2 protein-coding genes are annotated in these 1,781 nt (G+C 50.4%); both read right to left on the reverse strand.

The window, feature by feature from the left end; genetic code table 11:
• Positions 1-118 precede the first annotated feature (118 nt).
• Positions 119-1,381, reverse strand: coding sequence for a BamA/TamA family outer membrane protein (locus AWU74_RS05315; protein WP_062328364.1), 1,263 nt, complete (start codon positions 1,379-1,381; stop codon positions 119-121).
• On the reverse strand, positions 1,378-1,515 hold the full coding sequence (locus tag AWU74_RS11650; RefSeq protein WP_187150862.1) for a hypothetical protein: 138 nt from the start codon (positions 1,513-1,515) through the stop codon (positions 1,378-1,380). The genes AWU74_RS05315 and AWU74_RS11650 overlap by 4 nt, the downstream gene beginning before the upstream one ends.
• Positions 1,516-1,781: the final 266 nt, after the last annotated feature.

The raw sequence follows: 1,781 nt of genomic DNA on the forward strand, positions 1-1,781 counted from the left end.
GGCACGCCTTCTTTCCCCGCCTTTTTCGCGTTTTTCCAGTGCACGCAAAAACACGCCGTTTGTTCCCGCTGATTTTCGTCAAAAGCAACACGCGCTGTCCGTACTGTTTTATTTTCTGCTAAAGCATCATGCCGAGGTTAAAAGCAAATGACCATATATTTTTATCGGCGTTGTATGCGGCGCCTAATCCCATGCCAGGGATAGCGACCCTGCTGAAATACATTTGCAGCAGCGCAACTGCCCCGTGGTCAAATTGGTTGCACAGCAATTCCCCGTTTGAATACGCAGCCTGATACGCGGCGGACAGCGAAACAGACGCGAATGAAAACTTACACAAAAATTGTTCCATGCCTACAGAAATACCTGAAAAATCAGCGGCGGAATATGTCTGGGGGAAAATACTGACCGCGGAATTAACGGACGAGGAATCAAAAAACGGCGAGCTCGACGACGTGGCGAATATGACTGCGGTTTTTGATATAAGCCGCAGTCTGGGAATGACTGAGCGATTCACCGCGGCGTTCAGCGACAGCGCGTGGACGTCATCCTCGCCTATCACAAAGGTATAGCTATACTTGAGGGAAGCGTTTATTCCGTTCAGAAAATAGCCGTCCCAGGTATCGCGCTGAACGGCGATTCCCGGCGAAAAGGTGATTCCTTGAACGCCGTCTTCCGGCGCATTCTTTGGGTTTGCCGTATCGCGCAGCAGGACATTCCGGTAAGAAACAGTGATATTCGGCGTTATCCATTCCGCCAGTTTGTAGGATACTCCAAAAGCAGGGTTTATTGAAACTGAATTAAACCGTCTTAAAACCTCGCTGTATTGATCCGTGCTTTCTTTGTCCTGATAAAAAAACATTCCCATAAGGCTCCAGCCGAAATCGCCGACAGCGTTTGGCGTGTCGATAAACATGACATTCGCCATCCAGCCGCCGGTGCCGCAGCTCCCGACGAGCATCATGGTGTCGTTTAAGCCGAACGCGTTTGTGTCCATAAACGCGCCGCCCGCTGCCCAACTGCTTGAACTGACGCCGAAAAACGGTATGGGGAAAACAGACCATTTTTCGCGCACGGTAACGGCGAGAACTTTACCGTTGCCGGAGCCGGGTGTTTTACTGTCTTCAATCTCGACAGTCAGCGGTTCGACAGCGCCGAAGCCTTTCAAAACCGCAATGACTTCATTTGTGTCTATAGTTTCAGCGGGCTGCCCGATAAACCTTTGCAGCGGTCTCTCTATGATATGCGGTTTTGTCCGCTTTAACCCCGAAACGGAAATAGCGGCAATATAATTTTCGCCCTGCCTGTTATTTGACGATTCCTGAGAAAACAGCCCCGATGCGATTACCGAAAACACCGCGCAGAACGTACAGATGCGTTTCATCCTAATATCCCTTTACAAAAAGCAGGGACGAATAATTCTATCATGCGCGCCTCAATAATCATGCTCGGAAGCCCGCCTTCGCGGTATAAAAATGACTGTCCTGATCGAATCTTGTCCATAATGGTGTTTTCCATATTAAACTAACTCTCCTGCGGTAAAAGCGTAATTGGGCGACATGCCTACCATGCGTTTTGCGCTTTGTCAAGAGTTCTTTTGGCAAAAGCGGCGCCAAACGGCGTGCGCGTACAACCTTCCGGGCGGCTCGCACAACTTTATGCGCCGCGCATAAAACCTTGCGAGTCACTCGCAAGGTCCTGCGAGTCGGCTCATACAAGCCCGCGAGCCGCTCATAAGATCGTGCGAATGACTCGCAAGATCTTGCGGGCTATTCGCAAGGTCC

This window comes from Treponema endosymbiont of Eucomonympha sp. (assembly GCF_001028545.1).